The sequence below is a fragment of the Streptomyces sp. NPDC025806 genome (assembly GCF_055558275.1).
The window spans coordinates 1-23,584 of the sequence record NZ_JBVHMU010000041.1; the positions used below are offsets into that span (position 1 = coordinate 1).

18 protein-coding genes and 1 pseudogene are annotated in these 23,584 nt (G+C 66.4%); 10 read left to right on the forward strand and 9 right to left on the reverse strand.

Annotated elements, in window-relative coordinates; genetic code table 11:
* Window positions 1-2,852: 2,852 nt before the first annotated feature.
* Together ACZ4E1_RS39735 and ACZ4E1_RS39740 are read left to right on the forward strand one after the other, a co-directional pair.
* Window positions 2,853-3,260, forward strand: a complete 408-nt coding sequence (locus tag ACZ4E1_RS39735) for an STAS domain-containing protein (RefSeq protein WP_467548793.1) — start codon at window positions 2,853-2,855, stop codon at window positions 3,258-3,260.
* Window positions 3,227-3,784, forward strand: a complete 558-nt coding sequence (locus tag ACZ4E1_RS39740; RefSeq protein WP_467548795.1) for an FhaA domain-containing protein — start codon at window positions 3,227-3,229, stop codon at window positions 3,782-3,784. Before ACZ4E1_RS39735 ends, ACZ4E1_RS39740 begins: the two co-directional genes overlap by 34 nt.
* A 34-nt stretch (window positions 3,785-3,818) precedes the next feature.
* Here the strand turns inward: ACZ4E1_RS39740 and ACZ4E1_RS39745 are convergent, their stop codons facing one another.
* The 3 genes from ACZ4E1_RS39745 to ACZ4E1_RS39755 all read right to left on the reverse strand — a co-directional run bounded on the left by ACZ4E1_RS39745 (window position 3,819) and on the right by ACZ4E1_RS39755 (window position 7,520).
* Window positions 3,819-4,145 (reverse strand): MerR family transcriptional regulator, encoded by a 327-nt coding sequence (locus ACZ4E1_RS39745; protein ID WP_467548797.1) that lies wholly within the window; start codon window positions 4,143-4,145, stop codon window positions 3,819-3,821.
* A gap of 1,111 nt (window positions 4,146-5,256) precedes the next feature.
* On the reverse strand, window positions 5,257-7,065 hold the full coding sequence (locus ACZ4E1_RS39750) for a SpoIIE family protein phosphatase (protein ID WP_467548799.1): 1,809 nt from the start codon (window positions 7,063-7,065) through the stop codon (window positions 5,257-5,259).
* A complete protein-coding gene (locus tag ACZ4E1_RS39755) occupies window positions 6,948-7,520 on the reverse strand; it encodes a PAS domain S-box protein (protein WP_467548801.1) in 573 nt (190 codons plus the stop codon). The genes ACZ4E1_RS39750 and ACZ4E1_RS39755 overlap by 118 nt, the downstream gene beginning before the upstream one ends.
* A 471-nt stretch (window positions 7,521-7,991) precedes the next feature.
* Here ACZ4E1_RS39755 and ACZ4E1_RS39760 point away from each other — a divergent pair, with 471 nt between their 5' ends.
* The 3 genes from ACZ4E1_RS39760 to ACZ4E1_RS39770 are packed head-to-tail and all read left to right on the forward strand — an operon-like array spanning window position 7,992 to window position 9,720.
* Window positions 7,992-8,234: a hypothetical protein gene (locus ACZ4E1_RS39760; protein WP_467548827.1), complete on the forward strand. Its 243-nt coding sequence runs from the start codon at window positions 7,992-7,994 to the stop codon at window positions 8,232-8,234.
* A 15-nt stretch (window positions 8,235-8,249) separates the two neighbouring features.
* Window positions 8,250-9,185 (forward strand): helix-turn-helix domain-containing protein, encoded by a 936-nt coding sequence (locus tag ACZ4E1_RS39765; protein WP_467548803.1) that lies wholly within the window; start codon window positions 8,250-8,252, stop codon window positions 9,183-9,185.
* A gap of 55 nt (window positions 9,186-9,240) precedes the next feature.
* Entirely contained in the window at window positions 9,241-9,720 is a 480-nt protein-coding gene (locus ACZ4E1_RS39770) for a hypothetical protein (RefSeq protein ID WP_467548805.1), read from the forward strand.
* Between the two features lie 274 nt (window positions 9,721-9,994).
* On the opposite strand, the gene ACZ4E1_RS39775 is transcribed toward ACZ4E1_RS39770, so the two are convergent.
* Window positions 9,995-10,573 (reverse strand): hypothetical protein, encoded by a 579-nt coding sequence (locus ACZ4E1_RS39775; protein WP_467548807.1) that lies wholly within the window; start codon window positions 10,571-10,573, stop codon window positions 9,995-9,997.
* 476 nt (window positions 10,574-11,049) lie between these two features.
* Window positions 11,050-12,192 carry a methyltransferase domain-containing protein gene (locus tag ACZ4E1_RS39780; RefSeq protein ID WP_467548809.1) on the reverse strand — a complete coding sequence of 381 codons (1,143 nt, stop codon included), beginning with the start codon at window positions 12,190-12,192 and terminating at the stop codon, window positions 11,050-11,052.
* A gap of 144 nt (window positions 12,193-12,336) precedes the next feature.
* Here ACZ4E1_RS39780 and ACZ4E1_RS39785 point away from each other — a divergent pair, with 144 nt between their 5' ends.
* The 3 genes from ACZ4E1_RS39785 (at window position 12,337) to ACZ4E1_RS39795 (ending at window position 14,624) form a co-directional block, all read left to right on the forward strand.
* Window positions 12,337-12,675: a histone-like nucleoid-structuring protein Lsr2 gene (locus ACZ4E1_RS39785; RefSeq protein WP_467548811.1), complete on the forward strand. Its 339-nt coding sequence runs from the start codon at window positions 12,337-12,339 to the stop codon at window positions 12,673-12,675.
* 42 nt (window positions 12,676-12,717) lie between these two features.
* The gene (locus ACZ4E1_RS39790; RefSeq protein ID WP_467548813.1) at window positions 12,718-13,152 is read left to right on the forward strand and encodes a DUF6283 family protein; all 435 of its coding nucleotides are present in this window, start codon (window positions 12,718-12,720) and stop codon (window positions 13,150-13,152) included.
* Window positions 13,153-13,964: 812 nt separating this feature from the next.
* A complete protein-coding gene (locus ACZ4E1_RS39795) occupies window positions 13,965-14,624 on the forward strand; it encodes a hypothetical protein (RefSeq protein ID WP_467548815.1) in 660 nt (219 codons plus the stop codon).
* A gap of 77 nt (window positions 14,625-14,701) precedes the next feature.
* Here ACZ4E1_RS39795 and ACZ4E1_RS39800 read toward each other — a convergent pair whose 3' ends face one another.
* Window positions 14,702-18,424, reverse strand: coding sequence for a DNRLRE domain-containing protein (locus tag ACZ4E1_RS39800; RefSeq protein WP_467548817.1), 3,723 nt, complete (start codon window positions 18,422-18,424; stop codon window positions 14,702-14,704).
* 303 nt (window positions 18,425-18,727) lie between these two features.
* Between ACZ4E1_RS39800 and ACZ4E1_RS39805 the strand changes: the two are divergent.
* Window positions 18,728-18,949 (forward strand): annotated as a pseudogene (locus ACZ4E1_RS39805) (IS5/IS1182 family transposase); the annotation flags it as partial.
* On the opposite strand, the gene ACZ4E1_RS39810 reads toward ACZ4E1_RS39805, so the two are convergent.
* Window positions 18,916-19,827 (reverse strand): IS3 family transposase, encoded by a 912-nt coding sequence (locus ACZ4E1_RS39810; RefSeq protein ID WP_467548819.1) that lies wholly within the window; start codon window positions 19,825-19,827, stop codon window positions 18,916-18,918. The pseudogene ACZ4E1_RS39805 and the gene ACZ4E1_RS39810 sit on opposite strands and share 34 nt — an antisense overlap.
* 71 nt (window positions 19,828-19,898) lie before the next feature.
* Entirely contained in the window at window positions 19,899-20,132 is a 234-nt protein-coding gene (locus tag ACZ4E1_RS39815; protein WP_467548821.1) for a transposase, read from the reverse strand.
* Between the two features lie 802 nt (window positions 20,133-20,934).
* Here ACZ4E1_RS39815 and ACZ4E1_RS39820 point away from each other — a divergent pair.
* Window positions 20,935-21,144 carry a hypothetical protein gene (locus ACZ4E1_RS39820; protein ID WP_467548823.1) on the forward strand — a complete coding sequence of 70 codons (210 nt, stop codon included), beginning with the start codon at window positions 20,935-20,937 and terminating at the stop codon, window positions 21,142-21,144.
* 98 nt (window positions 21,145-21,242) lie between these two features.
* Here the strand turns inward: ACZ4E1_RS39820 and ACZ4E1_RS39825 are convergent, their stop codons facing one another.
* Window positions 21,243-21,614, reverse strand: a complete 372-nt coding sequence (locus ACZ4E1_RS39825) for a phage terminase small subunit (RefSeq protein WP_467548825.1) — start codon at window positions 21,612-21,614, stop codon at window positions 21,243-21,245.
* Window positions 21,615-23,584: the final 1,970 nt, after the last annotated feature.

The following is a 23,584-nucleotide window of genomic DNA, read 5'->3' on the forward strand; positions in this document are numbered from 1 at the left end:
CCGCCCTCGCCGATCAGCTCTTCGAGTACGTACCGGCCACGGCCCACCGACCGACCCGGCCTGATGCCTGCAGACATGCTCCTCAGCCCTCCCCCACGACCAGGGAAGGATAGCGGTGCCGCCGGACACGCCGTGGGTGTAGCACTTCCTGAACAGCCGTGTTCCTACGGGAACCCCGCGGACATTCGTAGGGTCACCCCCCTGCAGACTGAATCGACCGACACGGCGCACCGGGCAGCCGATGGCGTCAGCCGGTGCCCGCGGGCGCCAGTCGATGCGGACGGTGTCCCCCGCCACGCGGACATGGAGCGTGGCGCGGCAGGATTCGCGGAACGCCTGCGGACCACAGCGCCCTCTGCGTCGCCGTCGCCGTCGCCGGCAAGCCTCCGTCCTCGGGCAGCAACCGTGGAGTGACTGCGGCGGCCTCCCGCAGTTGAGTGTCCTTACGGGCAAGGGGGTGCACACAGCACCCGGTTTCCAGGAACAACGCGGGGCGTACCGGATGTCTGGCTTCCGAGGCACAGACCGCAGACGCCGATGCCACTGAACCCGGCTGTCCGAGAGGCGTTAGTGTGAGGTGGAGGGCCTGGCGCTGCGTCCCCCGTCAGCGCCAGGCCCCCTCGTCTCCTCACATCGCGCGCCCGTTACCGCCGGATCGCCCGCGGACGTACGCATCGTCTCGTCGTTCATCCGAGGCGGCCAGCGCGACGGTCAGTCAGATCCTGTCCGGCACAGGGCCCGTGCGGGGGGCAGGTGCACGGTGGCGTGTGCCGGTAGCGGCCGTTCTCGGTTCACGGCGGACCACCAGGCTGCCACCAGGGCGGTGTACTCGTGGCGCTGCCGGTCGTCCAGGGGCCGCCAGTCTGCAGCATCAAGTCCCGGATTTGTGCGTTCAGCTCGGCGGCTGACCGGCCCGGTAACGGGCGGGAGGGTTCGGACATGGCACGGAAGGTAGCGCGGGACAAGTTCTGGGGAAAGCTTGCCGAGTTCACAGACCGAGTCTGCAACTCAGCCCTGGCCAGAAACCTCTGCACCTTCGAAGCCTGACGAACTGCTCGTCGCCGTCTCCACGTTGGTGGCACTCTGGCAGAGCAATCACGGGCCGCCTGGCCCCGAAGTCGCATGGCGGCAGGGTATGGCAGAGGTGTTGGCTGATTCCGCGCACCTGACCGACCTCGCCACCACGCTCACATCCGCGGCAGACCGGGTCGGGGCCCTCCCATCTACATTCACTCCCACCTGGCCCGGATCCTGCAGGGCACGGGCGAGCCAGGATCCAGCACACGCATCCTCTGGACCTACAGGCGATCGCCAGCTGCCTTGTCCAGGTACCGGCGAGCAGACTCTTCCGCCTTCGTGCGCTCGCTCCTCGAACCAGAAATCCAACGAGACTGCTTCTCACGCGTCTGCGGGGAATGCCAGAAAGGCCACCAGCCTTCGTGGACTTCCCCTTCCGGCCAGCCGGAGGTGAGCAACGGAAAGTTGCTGCTTGAACTCCAATGCAGAGAATCCCTGTCGGATGCAGGATCCTCGACCACCTTGAGCCTGTCTGAATACGTCATGCAACCGATCTTCGGTCGGTGTGCACAGGTCTGCCATTGCGACTCGAATCGCGGTGCTGTGTTTGAGATCCGAGCCGCGATACTACGGGCTCCTGATCGGTGTGCGCTGTCCAGTTGTCACCGCTGGTGCCCGCTGGGCCACACCCCGCCAGGACGGTACAGGCCCGGCACCTTCACGGACACAACGTGGACGGCGTGGAAGCAGTGTCCTGAAGGAGACCGTGTGGCCGCCCCGGGGGAACCGGACCCGGAATCGGAAAGCACGTCGCTGTGACACGTCACCTCACCGGAACCCCAAGGGCTGCCGGGAAGAGACTGCCACAAGGGAGTCGAAAGCAGCGCAATGACACGGCCTCGGGGGTCTCCAGCGGCCGGAGAAGAGGACAACGACGCCCGCTGAAGACACCCGAGCCGGCAATGGCGGCGCCGTACCTGCGCGGGAAGGCACAGGTGAGAGGCGTCGCCTCCTCCCTCCTGCCGGGGCAGCGCTGCCATACGGCGCCCCTGCAAGCAGGCAGAAGGAAGCCCAGCGACAATCCCGGCGCAAATTGGAACGCCTAGCGCACCGTGGAACTGTCACGCCGAATCTGACATGACGATCAGCTTGGGGCCGGCAACGACACATAAAGGATTCCCCCGCACGAGGCACAGCCTGTGTGTGCGACAGGCGCCCGGTGCGGCCCCTTGGCGAGCCCATTCCGCAGGTGGGTGTGAGGGACGGGGGTCGGCTTCGGCGCTGCCGTTGCGCGGGCGGGCTTGTGTCGTTGAGCGTGGCATGGAACTTGGGGACGAGGAGCGCGGCAAGGTGGCTGAGCTGGCCGGGGCCTACTGGGTTGGCACGGGAGATCACGACGCAGGAACCTGCACCAGGTGCCTCGAACTGCGCGAAGTGCATGCGGCGGCCAGCGGGAGCAGGAAGGATTCCTCTCGCCTCGGCCCACAGTCTGGTACGGCGGGGTGGGCGTGGGGGCAGACGGTGGTGCGCAGGGTGATGCCGCCGGTCTCGGTCGTGACGGCGACCGCCGGCGTCGTGGCCGGAGTCCTGCGCCAGGCTCGCTGACGGACCGCGGACTCTAGGCCCGGGTACGGCAACAGTCCGGCGGCTCGTAGCCCGGGCCGCCGCAGCGTCGACCGGCTCCGGACGGCCGTAAGACTCGACGCCGGACGCATGTCTGCCGGGGCGTAAGGGGCCGTGTCGTGGGAAGGCGCATGACAAAGCAGATCCCATTCCAACCCGGCGGTCCCTGCCGGTGCGGAGCGGGCTATGGGCATCACCTTCAGGGAGGCTCGATGACGACGAGCACGGGCCGCCTGCACGTCAGCGAGCTGGCCACCTGTGAACACTGCGCGGTACTACGGGTCAGCGATGAACTCGACCACACCTGTGAGCAGGTGTTCCTGCGAGCGGTCGTCAGGCGGGTCCTGACCGGCCACCGGCACCTCGTGCTCGACGTGACGGCGCTGGTGTTCTGCGACTCCCGCGGCCTGAACTGTCTGCTGGCCGCCCGATGGCTGCTCCAGCGCCGCCGCGGCATGCTGCTGCTGGCCGGACCCGGCCGCCATCTGACGGAACTGATCAACCAGGCAGGCAGCAACATCCTGCTGCCCGTTCACCCCACCGTGGGGCGCTCGTTGTCGACCCTGCCGACAGAGCAGCGCCCCCCATGGCCACCACAGCCCGCACCCACTTCGCACTGAACCTAGCCCTGCGCGCCGCCGCTCGAGCCGGAGAGGCGAAGGCCGTCCCTGCCACCCGTACGGGCGACGATGCCCTGCGTGCCCTGGGGCAGCAGCAAACGATGCCGATCCTGTGCCACGTCGAAACAATTCTCGAACGCTGGAGCGCCCCTGTGTGGTCCCTGCTCCTTCCCCGCCCACGGCGCGAGGCAGAGGTGATCCGGATGCTGCGGCAGCACTGCGACGACAACGCACTGATCGTATCCCGGCACCGAAGGGTCGTCCCCAACGTCTTCGTCGTCGTGCTGCCCCAGAACGCGCACCATCAGCTCATCCCCCATCAGGCACAGGTGCAGCGGCAACTCGCGGTACAGGTACGCCGGTACGCCGCCGAGAACAACTACACCTTCGCCGGCACCGTCGACGTGGCCCTGCGCGCCGGCAGCGCACCAGCGCCACGGTTCGTGGTCCACAGCAGCATCGAGCCACCCCACCGACGCCCGTCGTCCCGCACCGCCCACACCCAGGGCCGATTCAACGGATGACCTCACCGAGACGGCCCAGGGCGCCGGGGCGGCATCAGGCCGAGGGCGCTCGGTGGCCGCGGAGTTCCTCGTTGATGCGCTGGGCTTCCTCAAGCTGGTCCTCGAGGATGATGATGCGGCAGGCGGCCTCGATGGGTGTGCCGGAGTCGACGAGTTCACGAGCGCGGGCGGCGATGCGCAGCTGGTAGCGGGAGTAGCGGCGGTGGCCGCCTTCGGAGCGCAGCGGGGTGATGAGGCGATGTTCACCCAGGGCGCGCAGGAAGGCGGGGGTGGCTCCGAGCATCTCGGCGGCTCGGCCCATGGTGTACGCGGGATAGTCGTCGTCGAACCTGTCGACGGGGCGGGTACTGCGAGGGGGCATAGACCTCTTCTTCCGGGGACGCGTCGAGGGGCCCGAGCGCCGCATGGCGCCCGGGCCCCGAGCTTTTTAACACCATCTACCGGCTGACTGCGCCGGCCTTCTTGTTCCGCAGGTCCGCCCGGGCGGGCGGGGTTGCGGGGATCGCGGTTGCGTGACCGGGGACCACCTTCCAATCCGGGGCCTGCGGTACCCGGGGGGGACTCCGTCCGTGCCCGGGCGATCCTGATGGCGTCCGCTCCTTACTCTTTCGATCAATCCATCTGTACTGACTCCGCGACCCCTGGGGCCGCTCGGCCCGGCAGCCAGCGGAAGAACCCTCTCTTCCGGCTCCGCCACTCCACTGCCGGGCCGCTCCTACTTCGACCTGAACGCACGGCAGTTCGTCCCTGCCGCGCCCTTCGACTTCTGGGCTACACAGAGAACGCTAACCCTCGCTAAGACGATTGTCTACTGCGACCAGTACAGATTTTCTACACCGAACAATGCTTCGATTCTCCATTCGTAAGCTCGCGAAAGCGAAAGTGTCACCTGGCAGACGAAGACTGTGGAAGCCAGATGTCAGCGCCAAGCACTCGTGGGCGCGTCGCGTCCAGCCCGGCGCACACCCGCGTGTCCGGTTCTGATGCGCCGTTCACTGCTCATTGCGGGCCGCCTGGCCCCCACTGGAGCTGCAGACTCGTAGCGCTGCCGGCCGGCCAGGAAGCCGCCCGTCTGCGGCATCAAGCCCCACCCCTGGATACCAATGTTCAGCTCGTCGGCTTGCCGACGGGGCACGGTCCACGCGCGAGCATCGGATCGCAGGACGCTAAGGCGAAACCTTTCCGCAGGTTCGGGTGTTGAGCTGCCTGCGTGAGGCCACGGGGAGGGGACAGAACCCCGTGATTGCCGCCCGCACGCAGAGCCTGGTTCCCACCGATCAGGCCCTGCGAGTGTCGGCCCGGACCCACGGGGGCCGGGCCGGCACAGCAGCGTGTCCGCCTGTCGTACGCCCCTGCCTGCCCCACCGCCACGGCTACGGATGCCCAGGAGCACCAGTCTCTTCCGTGACCGAGGCCGGGGGTTGTGAGCCAGCCGCGGATGGAGCTGGGCCGGGTGCCGCTTCAGGCTGTCGTCACCCACGGCGGCTGAGTCCAGGTCTGGCTTCCCGGGCCCCTGGAGTCAGCTGGGCCAGGAGCAGAGCGACGTCATCGCTCGGGCCGGTGTGGCGGAGGTGTCCCAGGAGGAAGTCGCAGGTGCTCTCGAGGGAGCGTCTGGGGCCGGTGAGCAGGTCGACCGGGACCTGGAGCCGGGTGTCAATGGGGTCCGTGCGCGTCTCGATAAGGCCGTCCGTGTACAGCAGGAGGCGACTGCCCGGGTCCAGGGTGAGGCGGCGCGTGGTGAAGCTTGCACCGCCGATGCCGAGTGGGGGCCCAGGGTCCAACTCGACGAGCTTCGCGGAGCCGTCGGGGCGCGACAGTACGGGTGGCAGATGTCCGGCGGTGGCGATCTCACACAGGCCGGTGGCTGGTTGGCAGGCGACATAGGAGCACGTGGCGAACGAGGTCTCGAGTTCTGCCGTGAGGAAGTCGAGTTGGCTCAGCACGTCGGCCGGCGGGAGGTTGAGACGGGCCAGGGTGCGGGTGGTGGTGCGCAGTTGTCCCATGGTGGCGGCGGCTGTGATGCCGCTGCCCATGACGTCGCCGATGACGAGGGCGGTGCCGCCGTCGGGCAGAGGGAGGGCGTCGAACCAGTCTCCGCCGATGGCGGAGGTGTCGCCGGCGGGGCAGTAGCGGGTGGCGATCTGCAGGCCGGGACGGTCGGGGACGCGTCGGGGCAGCAGGGTGCGTTGAAGGGTGAGGGCGGTGTCTCTCTCGTGGCGGTACCAGCGTGCGTTGTCGATGCAGATGGCGGCACGGTCGGCCAGTTCGCAGGCGAAGGCGCAGTCGTCTTCGTCGAACGGGAGCGGGTTGTGGACGCGCAGGAGGCACAGGGCGCCCAGGACGCAGCCGTGGGCCGTGAGCGGTACGGCCAGGTAGGAGTGGGCGCCGGAGCGGGGCAGGGTTTCGGAGTCGGCGTCGCTGCCGAGGCGTTTGAGGGTCTCGGCGGTCAAGTGCGGCACAAGGACGGGGCGGCCCGTCCTGACGCACTGGGTGACCAGTCGGTCGTCCGCGTAGTGGGTCGCTTCGCCGACCGGGTCGGCGGCGTGGACGGCTTCGCTCGGCGGGCGGGCGGCGACTGCCAGGGGGCGGAATGCCGCGTCCTGCCCCAGGTCGGGCAGTGCGGGGTCGGCCCCGGTGAAGATCACGTCGAGGACGTCCACTGCCGCGACGTCGGCCAGGTCGTCGACCGCGATGTCGGCGACCTCGTGGGCGGTGCGCTCCAGGTCGAGGGGGGAGCCGATGCGCACGCCGGCGTCGGCGAGGGCCGCGAGGCGCCCGCGTGCGCGTGCGGCTTCGGCGGCGGCCCGGTGCCGCTCGGTGTCGTCGATCACCGTGGCCGCCACGCCGACGATGCGGCCGCCGGGGTCCTGCAGTCGGTAATAGGACGTGGACCAGGCGTGCTCGCGGTGAGGGTCCGAGTCGGCGGGGGTGGTGCTCAGGATGGACTGGTTCAGCAGGGGTTCCCCTGTGGCCAGGACGTGTCGCATCGCTGCTTCGATCCGGCTCGTGTCCGGGATGGGGATGACCTCGCGGGGGTGCAGCCCCACGGTCTCGCCGGCCGGTCGGCCGTGGATCTTCTCCAGGACCGGGTTGACGAGCATGTATTGCAGGTCCGGGTCGAGGACAGCCAGCCCGAACGGAGCGCTGTAGAACAGGCGCGAGGTCAGAGCCAGCCCCGTCTCCAGCTCGCGCAATTGCTCGTGGTCGGCGGCGATACCCAGGGCGAAGGTGCGCTGCCGGTCATCCTGCAGTGGGACGTTGCGGAACTCCGTCCGCCGCACCGTGCCGTCCTTGCAACGCACAGGGAAGCCCCCGCCCAGGTCTCTCCGGCCAGCACCCGCCCGAACAGTTCCAGAACCCTGTCCTTGTGCAGCGGGTCGACGAGGAGCGTTGCCGCGTACTGGCCCAGCGCTTCCGCCGGGCTGTAGCCGAAGAGCCGCGCCGCCTCCGGGCTCCACAACATGATCCGGCCCTTATCGTCCAGCAGCACGGCCGCGACGCCGAGCAGGTCCAGCAGCCCGCCAGGGTCGGTCGTCACCGCTTGCTTGTTCTCAGGCGATGCCCCGGCCGCGAAGTCGTGCCCCACGTCGACCACCTCTTCTGCAGGCCGCGGCGGGCCGTCGAAGGCCCGCGCCTCCCCCTCATCGTCCTCCCGCGACCGCACCTCCCGCACGTCCGCTATGGGCGGATACGATCCGAGCGGCTGGTCCTGAGATACGGCCCGCGTCCAGCGCATCTATGGCCATAGTGCGGAATCGCTCACCAACGCCTACGTCGCCGAGCGGAAGCGGGCGAGCTACGCCCAGGCGCAGCGACGGCGTTGGTCACGTTGACGGAGTGGGAGGGTGGCCGGGAGTGGCCGCTCACGCCTCCGGCTTCGGTGGGTGCCTGACGAGCTGGCGCAGCGTCTCCTCGACCTCGTACCGGTTGAGGCCCTGCTCGGTGGCGTGTCCGGTGACGGCGGACTGCACCTTGGTAGCTGCCTCGCACCACGCACGAACCCTGGCTGCTCGACCTGAACGCTCACCTCGTAGGTTGCAGCCTGATGGCACAGATCCCGCCCTTTGGCTGAATTATTGCGCAAGGATCTGCAAGATCCCGCCTCAACGAGAAACTTGCCGTGCAAGTGCACGCCACGACCTGGTTATGGCCCTAATGCTGCTGCAAGCTCGGATCAGTTCGCCCATACGACCTGATGGAGGCACTCGTGGCGCTGCATCTGCTCTGCAAGGACCCGGAGAGTCCGGACAACAACAGCCCGACTCTGTACTACGACGACGAGGCGGGCACCTACTTGTTCCAGTCCTGGAAGGTCCAGGATGCCACGCGTCTGGCCTCCATATCGGTGCCCGACCACGAGACCGTCATCGAGTTCCCCAAGAGGCTTCTCCCCTTGTTTCCCAGGGGAGAAGACGAGCCCACCTGTTCGTGCAAGGTCACCATCACCTGATCCACCTTGCGCGTCGTGCAAGGCTTCATCACCACACAGGTGGCATGCGGGCCTTGCACGGCGCACACTGTGCGTGTGTTGAAGTCTTCGAGCATCGACAGCGCACGAATTGCCCTCGGCAAGCGGCTCCGCGGCCTCCGTGAAGCCAAGGGCATGAGCGGACGCGCCCTGGCCGAGGCCGCCGGCTGGCACGAGTCCAAGCGCAGCCGCATCGAGAACGGGCGTGTCCAGCCATCCGATTCCGACATCATCAAGTGGGCCAGGCTGTGCGACGCCGAAGACCAGACCGACGATCTCCTCAACGCCGCCCACGGCATCCACGTCTGGCACCGCGAATGGCGGGAGGTGGAACAGGAGGGCCTCACGCGCGTACACACCACGGCCTACCCCGACTGGGAAGGAACGCGCGTGTTCAAGGGATACGCCCAGTGCATGATCCCCGCACCGCTGCAGACCGAGGACTACACACGCACCGTCCTGAGCTCTCTGCAAGAGCGCCGGCACATCCGCGGCGGCCCACGCCCCGGCCCCGACGACCTGGAAGCGGCCGTCCAGAACCGGATGCGCCGCAAGAAGCTCCTCGCGGAACCGGAGCGCGAGTTCCACATCGTGATGGAGGAAGCCGCACTGCGTCATCTGGTCGTCGACCGGCAAACCATGATCGAACAGCTCGCCCATCTCCTCCAGAACTCCGGCCCGGGTATCCGTCTCGGGATCATTCCGCAGACGGCAGACCGGACCGTGACCTGGCCGGTCGAGGACTTCTGGATCTTCGATGACCGGCAGGTCCGTGTCGAACTCGTCTCCGCCTTCCTGCAGATCACCCAGCCCAGCGAGACCCGCCTGTACCGCGAAACCTTCGACCAGCTCGCATCACAGGCCGTCTACGGCCAGCAGGCCACTCTCCTCATCGTTGCCGCGCTCACCGACCTCGCCTCAACGGCCGACTGACCAGGGCAAGCCCATCGCCCTGAGGTCCGCCGCGAACTCAGGGACACAACAACAGATGGACAATCCCACCCCACAGCCCTCAAAGCTGTGGCCCCTCCTCGTCGTGATGGTCCTGGCTGTCGCGCTGACGGCGTACCTGTCGTCGGCAGGCACACCCCCTGCCGAACCGCGTCGCCACGCCACAGATACGAAAGGTGAACTGACCGAGCGGCTGACCCGGCACGTGGACGCGCAATGGCGTCCGGAGCGCACCGTGATGAGCCCAGGCAGCGACGGCGTGATCCACATCGCGGCACGTCCAGGGACAGTGCCCACCCGAATCGTGGTCGCCTGCACTGGCGCCGGCCACCTCACTGTCCAGCACCAGCGCAGCAGCGGTTCCCCTGCGCAGTCGGTCACTCAACCATGCGGAGCCGAAGCAGACACAGTCACCCGGATCGAACTTGCCCCCACTGACACCGTCACCGTCACACCGAGCAATGCGGCACTCCACATCCTCTGGGGCACACGGAAAGTAGCCACGGTGCTCGATTGAAGCAGCCAGGACCAGGCATCGGCGCGTTCCAATTCGAGCACTCCACTCCTTGATCGACTCAACCTGCTACTGAAGCAGGCCCTCAACTGAATCAGGCGGAGAACGAAACGAGCCGACTGTGGGTTTCTAGTCGGGCATGTCTTCCACCTCGTGCGGTAGGAGCGGGCGACCAGATCTGGCCGTCGATGAAGGACCCTCCTGCCTGCGTAGCCAGGTGAACGCGCTCACCCGGTCTGAGTGGGGGCTTTCTGCTGCTCGCTTTCCGCCGTGCTCTTCAGGTACCGGCGCCTTGGTTCGGTTCGCTCTGCCCCGTGTCGTTCCGGATGTGCTCCGAGATGGCGGAGAGCCAGGCCCGGTTCTCTTCGGATTTCGTTTCACGGAACATTCTGCTGGTATCAAGGGCGTGCTTGATCGCGTGAGTGAGCGCGCGGATGATGCCCTCGGCGACGAGGAGGATGACGGCGGCGGAGGCGACATAGAAGGACAGGCGGGCGAGACCCGGGTCGCCTTCGGGTTTGGAAACGGCCATCCATTTCAGGATGTCGATCTGAGTGATGATGAGGATGGCGCAGAGCCCGATCCAGGGCATGACGAGGAAGTTGGCCTTCAGGGTTCGGACCAGGAGGATGCGGGGCGCGGTGAGGGTGTCGACGGCAACCTGAAGGTCCTTGGGGTTGGGCTGGTTACCGTCTCGGATCGCTCGGATGGCGCGACTGCGCGCTTCTGTTACGGTGCGGGCCGCGTCGGTGTACACGTTGGTCCATTTTCGGACGAGGTTGTAAGTGTGGACGGTGCCGGCGGCGAGTGATCCGAGGATGATGGCGCTGACTAACGTGGCGTAGTCGGTGGTCATGGCCCACTTCATGCGTCCCCCAGGGTGCGGTGGTGGGGGTGAATGTACTGCGCCAACGCCTTGTCTGAAATCGCTGCACTTCGCCGATTCAGCGGATGGTGGGCCGCCGTGGCTTCATTCTTCGCGCATGCGCGACGCATCTTGGGGGGGGAGGGACAGAGGACTATCGACTACGGGCAGGCAACCCGAGGGGGCTGGTCCAGGCTTCTGTGGCACTGGCCCTACCGCTGGCCGCGGTCGCATATCTGCACGCGGTGGAAGGACAGACCAACAGCAAGTCCGTGCGCACTGTCGCCTTCGTACCCATGGAGGTTGACACGTTCGCTACCGCCTTCTTACGCGCAGGCCCTGATTCGAGCGTCGAGTTGATGGGGCCCATGATCGGCGTCCGCCATCCTGTCTGCGCAGCGCAGGCCGTGGCTGGCGGGCGTTCTGTCGCGCCCTGCGGTGTCGGATCGGTTCTGGGGTTTGTGCAGCTATTCAACGGCTCCCAGCGCACCTCTCCAATGGCCGCGCGTGAGTCGTACCACTCCATCTGGAGTGATCAGAGCGTGCGCGCCGAGCAGCGGGAGCCGGCCTTCATCGTTGAGGCGCCGGCGGATCCGTTCGAGCTGCAACCACAGCCGCTGGGGGCCTCCTTCACGGACTTGCGGAGGTTCGGACTCACGCTGCGTCGCCCGCGCCCAGGAGCCGTCCTTGTGCAGGAGGTAGGCGGTTTTGGAGGCGCCGTCGCAGGAGAAGGCCAGCTCCACACCCGGGGTGGTGACTTCGAGCATCGACCGCAGCTCCCACGCGTCCGCAACATCCAAGACCGGGTACTCTCCAGCCCACGGCCTGCTGTCGGCCTCGGACGCCGTCTGGAGCAGTTTTGCGAGCGTATTCGGATAGTCGGGCCCGTGGCGGACCTTCATGAAGCCGGCCATCTCCGGCTCGACACGACCCCCAACGGTTCCGTCCTTCTGCTTCCACCCGGTGATCACCAGCGACGTATTCGCGATCGTGGTCACCAGCCGGCCCCCGGGGCTGAGTGCTCTGAGAATGGGGACGAGTGGCTCGCCGGCTTGCAGCGCCACCGTCGCAATGATGCGGTCGTGGGAGCCCGGCACCACCCGAGTAGCATCCACAGTGAAGAACCGTGGGCGTAGCCCCATCCGGTACAGGCGGCGCGCCGCTGTGTTCCCGAGCAGCGGGTCGACGTCGACGCTGGTGACGTTCTCGCTGCCCAGATACCGGCAGGCGTAGGCCGTGAGACCGCCGGCGCCGGTTCCGAGATCGAGCAGGCTCATCCCTTCCTTGAGCCTCCCGAGTTGGAGCATCCGGACGACGAGGCTGGGCATGGTGGCAGAGCTGGTGGGAATGCCCTCTGCCCGAGCACCAAGTACGGCATGGTCGGCGTGGTGCTTGCCGATGCTCGTCACGAGGGACGTGTCCGCGTAGGCGGCTGCCGCCCACGCCTCGGGGTCTGCCCGCCCATCTCTCAGATCCCACCCTCCGGCGATGTTCTCCCACCAGTGAGGGACCAATTCATGTCTCGGCACGGCGGCAACGTGTTCGCGCCAGCGGGAGGTGGGGTCCGTCACCTGCTCGGCGAGACGGGCGGCGTACTTCTCCCATTCCATGTGCGCCTCCTAGTAGACCGGGTAGCACGCTCACATGTCGGATTAACCGACCCTGCGGCGTATTTCGTCGATCACTGCCGGCAGCCACTGAAGGGTCCCTGGAACACGGAGCGCCTGGACGGGGGACCGGTGTACGATCCCGGCATGGCACAGAAGAGGATCATCATTTACACCGACGACCTCACTGGGAATGAATCTCAGGAGGTATCTACTCACAATTTCTCCCTGAACGGCGTCAATTACGAGATTGACCTCTCCCCCGAGAGTTACGACAAGCTGGCGGACGTCCTGGGGCCGTTTATCGAGGCCGGCCGCAAGACGGGCCGCAGCAAGCGCGCCAACGCGAAGTCCCTCGCAAAGAATGTAGTTGACGGCCCCAGCGCCGAACAGGTTCGGAACTGGGCCAAGTCGCAGGGCATCGAAGTGAACGAGCGTGGTCGCGTGCCCGCTTCGGTTCGGGAACGCTACGAGGCCGCCCACTAGAGAGTGACCCTCGGATCACGGGCCCTCGGTCATACTGGCCGTGTGTCCTCGTCACTTCGCCCTCCCGCGCCGCGCCCCTGCGACAGCTGCCCCTATCGTCGCGATGTTCCCGCGGGGGTCTGGGCCAGTGAGGAATACGCAAAGCTCCGGCGCTATGACGCCGACACTCCTGACCAGCCCACGGGGTTGTTCCAGTGCCATCAGGCCGATGCTGACAGTGCTGTCCGGCGCGTTTGCGCTGGCTGGGCTGGGTGCCATCAGGGGGAGGAACTCCTGGCCCTGCGGCTGGCGGTACTCAACGGCAGCATGGACGCCACCGCGTACCGGGCTGTGGTCGAGTACGTGTCGCCGGTGCCCCTGTTTTCTTCCGGCAGGGATGCCGCCGATCACGGCGAGGCAGGCGTCGATGCGCCGGATGAGACCGCCCGCCGCGTGATCAACAAGGTCATCCGGACGCGCAACGACCTGGCGCGATAAGGGATTTGACCATGAGCGAAGCCGGATGGGGAGGGCTACGGCTGTCACCGTGTCGGTGAAGACGTACCCGCGCTTGTCATTGCGAGTTGCGACGGCTCGGAACTGCTTGATCTTGTCGATCGCCCGCTCGACGGCGTTCCTCGCTTTGTGCCGGGCCTTGTCGAAGCCCGCGGTCGCCCACCGCCGGACCCCGGCGCCAGCAGGCGGTTCTGGCGTCTCTGAGCGTGGGCTAGCCGGCCGGCGCCTGCGGCGGACGGTCCGTACGACGGTCGCGGACAAGAGCGTGCCGTCGGCACCGGATCTGGAGGGGAGGTTCCCTGCGCCTCGTCCCGTGTCATCGGCTTCTCATGCGGTGCTCTTCGACGAGATCTGCGCATTCTGAGGGCACTGCCGCTGAAGTGAAGGTGATCGTGCCGCGACGCGAGTTGGGCGCTGAGGGGTCGAGAATCTCCTGTCTTTCCCGCTCAGCTTTGGCACGGACCTGTTCGATGTTGTCGACGATCTCCTGGCAGTCCACGGCGCGTGGAGTCGACTTCGAAGTTGGTGAGTTCGTCTGTCCGGCGGGCTCGGCCGTGAGCACAGTGGTGGTGACGGCGCCTGTAAGGCACAGTAGGCCCCACGCGGTGATGACCCACCGGCGCGCGCTCAATTGACCGCCGCCCTGCCGGCCTGAGCCGCAATGAGGCTGACTGCTCGGCGGTGTGCCGTACGACGTACGGACATAGTCACCAGACTGCTCCATTCTTGTTCACAACGGGCTCATGGAAGTGGCCTTGGTCCAGTCGGTGCATTCTTCCGTAGGGTGGCCGGTCATGAGCGCAGAAGAGACGACGTTGGCTTGGGAACGGTTCGAGGCGGAACTCGCGCGTATTGCACCGCTGTCCCACAGCATGCTCCGCCCGCCCGCATCCGCGGACGAGCTGGTGTCCGCCGAGCGTGAGTTGGGCCGGCAGCTTCCGCCGGTGCTGCGCGCGTTGTACCTCCGCCACGACGGAGTGCACGAGCCTGAGTACTTCGCCGACTATCCGCAGGATGTGCCGCCGGATCCGGCGGATCCGTTCTGGCGCTACCAGAACGCTGTGTGCTTCCTGCCCGGTCAGCTGGCTTGGGTCTCCCTGGAGCGTGCCGTCGAGCTGTGCGGGCACGTGGACATGTACGCGGACCCCGACGACCCGCGTTCTCGCTTCCCGCTGCTGTCGCAGGTGAACGATGCCGACATGTTCGGGGTGTGGGTGGACGATGACGGGAACATGGGGTCATGGTCAGACGCGGGCACGCTCGACGCGTCGGGATTTCGGGTGGGCGAGTATTTCGCCGATGCAGCCCGAGCTCTGGCGACCGGCGCCGGGTGCCAGTCCATGGAAGGCCATGCCCCGTTCATCTCGCCGACGGGGGATGGGTTGGGCTGGGTGGACACTGATGCGCCGGATGTGGTCGACGCTCACCGGGCGGACGGGTGGACCGGTGTGTGATCAAGAACGGCGGGTGTGGGCCCCAGCGAACCGGAGCCCACACCTGCCGATCACTTCCTACGGTTCTGCGTCATTGGTCAGGGTCGCTGAGTGCACTTGATCACGTCAGCAGAGCTGTCGCAGTCCTGGAACCCGTCGATGTCCACCCAGTAGCCGTCCAGATCCAACAGCCGGTAGGTGGAAGCGAACCCGCCGAAGCCGGCCATGGACTGGGAGTTCTGGTTGAGCGACATCGACGACCGGCCGCAGGTCTCGTCCCAGGTGGGCGCGGCGAATCGCAGATCGTCGTAGAGCTTCCAGGTGCCGTCTGCAAGCTTCGGCGCGTACGTCTGCACGCACTCTCGTCCTTGCAGTGCTGAGGAGACGGGCTTGGGGTTCTTGCCGTCTGGTGCCGGCATGCCCGCTGACTCGTAGGTGGAGTTGAAGGGGTACTCGTCGCACGACCGTCGATCGGTCAGCTTGCTGGCCAACTCCGGCGACAAGCCGGTGTCCTTGTGGTAGATCATCTTGTTGGCCTGGGCGCCGTAGCAGATCTGGTACCGGTTGGCTGTCTCGCTGCGGTTCGCGCTGTTTCGCGTCTTCGGAGGCATGTAGTGCAGCGGAGTCACCGGGGTCTGGCCGAAGAACTCCGGCTGGAGCCGGTTCTGGATCAGCCATGCATGCGCCGCGGCAGCCGGGAACTTCTTGGAGTTCATGGCGTAGCCGGGCTTGTAGTCGGGGATGGTGCAACCCCCGGTGCCGTACACCTTGTCGCATCGTGTCTTGAGAACCGGTGACTGTGCCCAGTCCTTGATCGGCAGCGTCATGTCCGGCGTGTCGGTGGTCATCTTGGTGTAGATGGCCATGTTCATGATCTTCGACAGGTCCGCGTCCTTCCCGCCGGCGGCATTGGTGACGCTGCCGTCCCATGTGGTTTCTGCGTTGCCCTGCGCAATGTGATCATCGAGACCGCCGCTCCAGGACGGCGAACGGCCCGTCTCCCAGTCGAACCCCTGCTCGCTGTCGGTGCACCCCGCAGCGCACAGGGCGAGGATCGCGAAGCTGTTCGCCTTCGGCGTGCCGGGCCAGGGCAGTCCGGGCTTCTCGGAGCCGAACACCGGACTCATCTGAAGCCAGTGCTTGATGGTCTTGCCGGCCGGGTCCAGCTTCAGCTGCCACATCAATTCATAGGACCGCTTGTACGTCCCTGTCTTGGAGGTGCCTTCGACGTCCCAGGTGAACAGCAGGCACGCCTCGCTGCGGCGAAGGAACGACTTCTGATCACTCAGAGTCGTGCTGCACCAAGAGTCGTCGAGAATCGGTCCTGTGTAGGCGAGGGTCGACGGCGCGGCTCCGTATTTCTCATTCGACCGCCTGATGGAGTCGGCCGCGGCCTTCGTCCGCTGCTTGATCGGCGTCACGCTGATGGTTACGTCGCCGCGGTCGAAGGTTCGCTTCTTGGGCGAGACCAGTGCCGGAAGGTCCTGCTCGGTCTTGAGAGCGCGCGAGCTGGTCTCCCAGCCATTCCAGCCGAACGCCGGGTAGGGGTTGTTGAAGTGCGCCGGATCCACAGCGGACTTGTCCGGGGCGTTCAGCGTGATGTCCACCTTGTGTGCGCGGGTGGCGGGTGCGGCACCGGCCATGAAGCCGTAGTCGCCAGTCTGGCCAACGTTGTCGGCCCGGTCCACGGCGCGCGTCTCTACGCTGTGCGCACCGTCGGCGCTGGGCGTGACGGAGAACGCTCCAGACGTGCTGGTGCCGGAGGTGGTGGTGTTCGTGGTCGCCCATGTACCCCGGCCAGTTGCACCTGCCTCCGCATCCGCGTCCTCGCCGTCTACACGGTACTGCAGCCGATTCGCATCGCTCGCAGTGACAGCCGTCCACGAACCAGCGATGCCGACGCCGCCGCCGAAGTCACCCTCCGGGTACTCCTGGGACTTCACCGGACTCGGCTCGCCAGGGGCGGTGGTGTCGACGACGAACTCCCGCCACGGGGACCAGTTCAGGTTGTAGTGGGTGCCATCGTAGGCGTTGGTGCGGAACTTGTAGGTCTTGCCGTCGACCAGCTGACCGGCGGGAACCTTCACCGTGGCCCAGTCGCCGGGGTTGACGTCGGCGGAGACGAGCACTCCGTCGCCGGCCGGGGTGGTGATGGGTTGGTTCGTGGCCGCGTCGTAGACCTGGAAGCTGCCGCTGACCTTGTCGCCGTCGGCATCAGTGAACTTGTCCCGCAGCGTCGGGGTCGTGGAGTTCACGGCCCAGACCCCGGCGTAGGACTTGAAGGGTTCGCCGGCCTGCTGTGCCGTCCCGTCACCGGGCCGGTAGTTGTAGTTGACCGTCAGCTTCGGCTGGTTGGCCGTCGCGTTACGGGAGTTGACGATCTTCCATGCCTTGGGGTCGTCTTCCGCGGCACGCACACCCATGTAGCCACGGGTCTGCTTCGCGCTCGCCCACGTCTGGACCAGGTCCTTCACATCGGCCTTGATCCAGCCGTCGGACGTGTCCGCGCAGCCCTGGGCGTTGCCCTTGGTCTCGGTGGAGGTGGAGAACTTCTGCAGCCAGTCCGGCTGCGCGGTCCACCGCGATGCTGATGATCCGGCGGTGGTGTTCCACACGTCCCAGCCGTACGGCGTGCAGTCCGTGTTCCCTGAGTGGGTGTTGTAGAACTCCACCTTCGCCGACGTGATGAGCGCGTCAGCGAACGGCTCGGTGTTCCACGTCATCAGGGTGCGGGCGAGGCGGGTGGTTCCGTCGGCATTCTTGGTGCCGGGGTTGCCCCAGTCCAGTTCCGTCTGCGACCCGAGGTCGGTCGTCTCACCGCGCTGGACGTAGGTGTCGAAGGTGTTGCCCAGTGCCGAGGTCGACGGGTCGATCGTCACCGGGAACTTGGTGTCCTTGGCGGCGAGCCACTCGGCGTCCGGGGTGACGACGAGGTCGATTGCCCCGTCGCCGTGATCGACGACCCTCATCGCCACACGATGGCGGTTCTCGTGCTTGCCGGAGACCTTGTCGACGGAGGCGTCCCACATCACCGGCGCTGGCATGGTGGCCTTCAGCGCGCCGGTGGCCGTGTCGGTGAAGGCCACAGAGCCATCGGCGTTCGCCTTGGCCCGCAGGCCCTCGGCCTTCAACGGCAGTGTGTAGCTGTAGGCGCTGTCGGGGCGCTCATGAAGCTGGGTGTACTGCTCGAAGCCCGTACGGGTTGCCTCTACGATCACATCCGCGCCGGGCACCGCGTTCTTGTAGGTGGCGGTGGCGCCGTCGAGGTCCGGCTCGGGCAGACCACCCTTCCACTGGAGCGTGATCTGCTCGCCGTCGCCACCGATCGTTGCCAGATCGGTCGCCGGAGCACTCTGTGCGGCCTTCAGCGACTTCGCCGGCGTCCCGGACCCGTCGGAGAGAGCGAGATGGTTCGGGTGAGCCTTCGCCTTCACCTTGCCGCCCGTAGCCTGGAGCGTTGCGTCGACCTCGACCCACTTCCCCTCGCGCTGGATGCGCTCTGGTGCCAGCGTCGACTCAGTGGTCAGCGATCCGTCCGGGTTCGCGTATGTCAGCCGCGTCGGCGTCGTCTCATTCGGGATTAGAGTCCGCTTCTTGGACTTCTTCGCCTCGGCCAGCGCCCAAGGGATCCCTCCCCTGGAATGGCGCGTGGCCCAGGTCAGATCGGACTTCGCGATCTCCGCCTTCGTGGGTTGATGAGCCTTGGCGGAAGCGGCTCCTAAGGTTGGTTCACCGTTCTCTGCGGGCGCTGCCACGGACGGCAACGCCCAGGCCAACGGCAGGACGGTGACCAGCGCGGCCGGCAGAACGGCGCGCCGCATCACGCCTCCATGTCGTCTGCGAGAAGACAAAGCTCCCCCTTCAACAGTTTGTTTGATGTCGAGGGGTAGTCCTACGTGGCTCCGCGAGCACATGACAACCAGACATGAGCGGACGCAAAGGACCCAATCGCCCGTCTCAGGCGTGAGCCTGCTCACGGTTGTACTCCACAAGATCACGATCGGATTGCATGTCTACGTAATCGACTTGATGGCACATCAGGTTGCACCGTCCCACCCGGATGCCGGAATACTCAGTCGCCTCGGGCCGGCAAAAACGGTGACGGGCGAGCGCCCAATGCCGCGAAAGCACGCGGCGTCCGCCACCGCATCGCTCGCAAGGGCATTGAGTCCTCACAAAGGCTGGGTCGGCACCGCTGGGTGGTCGAAAGAACCGCGTCCTGGCTGGCAGGCTGCCGCCGGCTCTACCACCGCTATGAGCGCAAGGCCGAACACTTCCTCGCCTTCGCCAGCATATCCGTAGCCCTCATCTGCTACCGCCGGTTAATACCTTTGCTCACGGCCTGAGCCTGTCCTGCTGCACATCGAAGCAGACCAGCCCCATCGACTCCGCCACCGCTGCCGCGTGGGCAGACGCCTCCTGGGCCATGCTCCACCGCAAGGGGAAATAGATCAGCGGGCCACTGGCTTCGCTGATCAACGGGCCAGTCGACCAGGGCGAGGTGTCCTCCTCGTCCTCCTGCGAATCCCGGCCCAGGACGGGGAACCACCCCCATAACCAGAGCGCGAGGAGGTCGTCCATCATGTGCTCGAACAGCGGCCGATCCGGCCATGTGGTGGCGGGCGAGCGACCGGACGAGTTTCCGGGAGCGGAATTGCGATCCGCGATCGCTGTGCAGCACGCAGCCGGCCACATCGCCGCGTCGGGCCACGGCGTTGTCCAGGGCCGTGACGGCCAGCCGGGACTTCATCCTGGAGTCGATCGAGTAGCCCACGATCCGCTTGCTCAAGACGTCCTTGACCGCGCAGAGATACAGCTTCCCCTCACCGGTGGCATGTTCGGTGATGTCGGTCAGCCACAGCCGGTTCGGCCGGTCGGCTGCGAAGTTCCGGCGGACGAGGTCGTCGTGGACCGGCGGGCCGGCCTTCTTGCCCCGCCCGCGCTTCTTGCCGAACACGCTCCACCACTGGTTGTCCCGGCAGATCCGCCACGCGGTCCGCTCCGCCATGCCGGCCCCGGCGTCACGGGCCTCGTCGGCCAGGAAGCGGTAGCCGAACTCCGGATCCTCGCGGTGGGCGTCGAACAGTGCGTTCGCGCGAGCGGCCTGCTCGAACTCGGCGTTGCTCACCGGGCGTTCGAGCCACCGGTAGTAGGGCTGCCTGGCGAGCTTGAGGACCCGGCACGCGACCGTGACGGGGATTCCGTCGGTGGCCAGCTCTCTCACGAGCGGGTAGTTCCTTTTCCCGGCAGATGCGCCTGGGACGGGTAGGCCGCGGCCCGACGCAAGACCTCGTTCTACTGCTCCAGCAGCTTGATCCGCCGACGTGCGTCCCGCAGTTCGGTGCCCTCCTGGCTGGTCGTTCCGGGTTTCATTCCGTCATCGGTGTCCGCCCGACGCATCCACTTCCACAGTGTCATCGCATGGACGCCGAAGTCGGCGGCGACCTGCTCGACCGTCACGCCCGGGCCGCGGTTCCTCGCGACCCGCACGACATCCTCGCGGAACTCTTGCGGATAAGGCTTGGGCACAGCGACATCCTTCCCACCCGCCCCACAGGGCAAGCCAGTTCAGATGTCACCCGATCGTGCGGCAGACCCATCAACGACGGCATCAGCGTCATCGTGTTGCGTGTCTGATCACGCGAGACGGCCGCGATCTGCACCCACGCCTGTGGGTGGGGAACACCGACCGGCTCCCGTCCGAGCCCCAGCGCAGGAAGCGGCTCGGGCCGACGAACTCGACGAGCGAGATCACTGCCAGGAGGGGGTCCTTGCCCCAGCCCTTGAGCCGCTGAAGCACGCCCTTGCGGTAGGTGAAACGCCCGGTGTCATCGACCGCGTACCACCAGAGCACGAAGCGGAGCTGTTCGCGCGTGAAGCGCCAGGGGTCGCCGTCCTCCGCCTTCAGATACTCGGCGCACCAACCGGCGACCTGCCAACCGAGCGTGCGCTCAGGGAGCTTCAGGGGGCGTCTGCCCCCTTCGCCTAGGTCAGACCGAGAAGAGTCGGTTCGAGAGCATCGATCTGCTCGTGAGCCAGGGCGGGAATGAGGCTATGAGGCTCACCCCCTGCGCCATCTGGCGTCAACCCGCTTGGGCACCCGATGAGTTGGCCATACTCACTGAGGTTGAAGATCCATGAAGACGAGGGGCATCGGTGCAGATGACCGAGCATTACGGCACAGCCACAGAAGACCGATAGGGGCGCCTGGCCGGCGCTCTCCTGTCGCGACGCCCTTCGGGCGGCGACGTCGCATTCCTAGGCCAACAGGCGGGTCAACCCTGCCCTGGCTCAGATCGCGACGCACCGGCAAAGCATGGGAGGGCCTACCTTGTCTGCAACCACTTCAACCTGCGACCACCGCGTGTACCACGTAGTCGTAGTCGCCCAGATCTCTGTGATCACCGGTCTCGCCGTCGGGATCGGCTTCGCCGCCCTCGGGCAGGCACACGTCACCGCAGTTACCTCCGGTGCCGCTGCGGCAGGATTCATCTTCACGGCGGGCATGGCTGCGGTCGCCTACGTGAAGAAGCGGGCGTAGCAGGCAATCGCGGGGCGGTCGTGACGACCGCCCCGCGCCGCTCATTCGGCAAGCCCGAGATCCTTCTTGTAATCGGCGATGGCCAGAACGGCCGCGGACTATACCTCGGGCTCCGGTTCATTCAGCTCGATGCGCGCGCGACGCCGGTCGCCCTCGGCGACGAGGAGGCGCTCGAAGGCGGAGTAGATCGTCTGCAACATCTGGCCCGACCGCTTCCCCGCCTTCTTATAGAAGGAGAGGTCCTCGCACAACGAGTACGCCAGGACCCAGTCGGACTGCTGGTAGAAGTCGGCCTGACCGGACTCCTTGAGCGAGTCCCACAGGCGCCTGGCGATGGGGTGCCAGTTCCGGTCGGCGTTCGGCACCTTGGCCGGTCGGGCTACGCCGCGCGTTACGGACTGGACGTCGGCGCCCTTGCGCTCGCGCGGGCGAGCGAGGTCGGCTTCGCGGTTGGGGACGGGGCCCGGCATGCGCTCAACTCCCTCCAGGCGTCCTGGATCGAGTGAGACATCTATGCGCGTAGTAATGCCATCGCTACCATGCTCATACCACCGCTACAGGCGGGCGACCCAGAGCAAGAGAGGTGTTTCAGATGATCATCGAATCCATCCCCTACCCGGGAGGCAACCCATGCTCACTTACGTTCAGCGTTTCGCCATCGCAACATACGAAGCCACGACTCGCGCCTGGAGGGCGACATCCAAGATCGCCAGGAAGACAGGCCGATGCCTGACTCGCGCGTGGCGAAGGTTTCGCCCCGTTTGGCAAATGATTGGCCACATTCAGAAGTGCTACGCGATCGGTGTCATGGTGATCGGGGTCTGGAGCTTCGCCCAAGACCCTGATCGCATTCAAGATCTCCTTCACGTCATCATGAGAGCGCTCAACCTGTAACTCGTAATCGGTTTCTGATTTTGTTGCGCTCTGGGTTGCATCAGCCCGGCTGCTTCGTGCAGTCGGGCCTTCCTGTGCCTGGGGGCGGACATGCGTGTCTTGAAGTAGCGCCGTGCGACGCGGTGACCTTGGCTAAGATGATGCTGGTACGCACGTGCTGTGGGAAACCGACTGAGGTTCGCTACTGCACGCGCCAACTGCGCAGTCGGCAACCTGCGCTACTCCCCTGGCGGGGCGCCTGAACGCCGGTGACGCACGGTGAACGGAGCGCCTGCGGGGGCTCGAAACCCCTTCACTAGAGGCGTCGTGTTCCACGAGCAAGGAGAGGCCCCGTCCTGTAGGCGCTGACAGCGCACCAGAGGATTTGCTCAGCGTCGGCAGTCCCTCAGCGACCACGATCTTGGTGGTCGAACTGAGGCTGCTGCATGCCGGTTCGACCGCCCTACAGGAAGGCGTTTCGAACCGGTGGACTGGAATTCCATCACGCTGTTCATCCTCGGCGCATTCGGTGTCCTGAGCCTCTTGGTGACCCTGCTGATTTCACTGATGAGGCAGCTTCCCGAGCTGGTCTGTGAGGCGCAGAAAGCCCGACAGGCACTCCGGAGGCGGGGCGAGGGCTGCGATCCGGCAACGCCCGCGCCAGAGACGGAGGAGGGCGATGTCTCCTCATCCGGAGGGGGTCAGAACCCGCCACTCAGATGAGCCCTGGATGTGCCTCGGCCCGACGGAACCGACGATCGATCTGCCGACGTCTGGCCGCCAGCGCGAGCGCGCCCTCACGGGACGACTTGGCCCGGTGATGAAACCCGCAGAGTGCTCGAAGCTTGGCCTCTCGATGGTCATCGCCAGGCACGATGTGGTCCACGTCCGTGGCCGGTTCCCCGCAGCGCTCCCCGTACTGCTCACGGTGCGTGCAGCGGTGTGCGTCGCGGCGCAGAATCCGCAGCCGGATGCGCGGCCAGTCCGGCTGCTAACGCGGGTATTCAAGTCGGGTGAATTCCTCGGAGACATGCCAGATGCGTTGCGCTTCGTCGGCGCCGCGCAGTGGGCTGTAGAGCTTCGGGCATCCCGCGTCGTCAGTGCGTCCCTCCTGCGCGTCCTCGGGAGCGGTGCGCCCGAGGACAACCAAGCACCAGATGCGCTCACCAGTCCCGCTGACCCGCCACACGACGAAGCCCCGCCGGCACCACGCCGGCGGGGCTTAGTCACGCCTCAACAGTCACACGCAAGTCACAGACCCAACGGACACCCACGCGCCAGGGATTCCAGAACCGGACAAACACTCCCCTAAGAGAATGGATGGACGCCTCTGGACGGCATTCACAACCTGTGCCAGGTGGTGCCCAGTGAGGGAGCCAGGATCAGGACCGGGGCGTCTTCTGGCCCGTCAAAGCGGTATTGCAGGGTGTTCTTCGGTGTCTCACTCACCCGCCAGACCCTCTCATCTGTCACCCATGCCCTGGTGCTCGCGTGAGGAAATCCGCGAGGTCTCAGCCGACGCGCAGAAGATCTACGACGACATCCGTCACGGCCGCCTCATCATCCA